We start from the raw sequence: 569 nt of genomic DNA, 5'->3' as shown, positions 1-569 counted from the left end.
AGGCGGCGCGGTCCAGCTTGCCGTTGGCGGTCAGCGGCAGCTCGTCCAGCACCACGACGGCGGACGGCACCATGTGCTCCGGGAGCAGGGCACGCAGATGCCCGGTCACGTCCGCGGGACGGGGTGCCGCACCGGCCGCGGGCGCCACGTAGCCGACCAGCCGCACCCCGTGTCCCGGCTCGGCACCCGGCTCCGTGCGGGCCACCACGGCCGCGTCCGCCACCTGCGGATGACGGACGAGCGCGGCCTCGATCTCGCCCGGTTCGATACGGAAGCCGCGCACCTGGACCTGGTGGTCCGCCCGGCCGATGTACTCCAGCGTGCCGTCGGTGCGGCGGCGCACCACATCGCCCGTCCGGTACATCCGCTGCCCGGCCGGGCCGTACGGATCGGCGACGAACCGCTCGGCGCTCGTGGCGGGACGGTTCAGATAGCCGCGCGCCAACCCGGGCCCTGCCACGTACAGTTCGCCGGGCACGCCGGGCGGTACCGGCACCAGCCGCTCGTCCAGCACGTAGCCGCGCAGGTCGGGCAGCGGACGGCCGATCACGCTGGCGGCACCGTCCCGT

The 569-nt window shown here is 75.4% G+C and carries 1 protein-coding gene; it reads right to left on the bottom strand.

The genetic code is table 11. The features are described from left to right. Positions 1 to 569 (bottom strand): AMP-binding enzyme (locus SCA03_RS34885; protein ID WP_141275916.1); only part of this gene is annotated, 569 nt, incomplete at both ends.

Source organism: Streptomyces cacaoi (genome assembly GCF_006539165.1).
Taxonomy (GTDB): domain Bacteria; phylum Actinomycetota; class Actinomycetes; order Streptomycetales; family Streptomycetaceae; genus Streptomyces; species Streptomyces cacaoi.
Note: the sequence above shows the minus strand (reverse complement) of the source record. Positions and strands in the feature narration are given on the sequence as shown.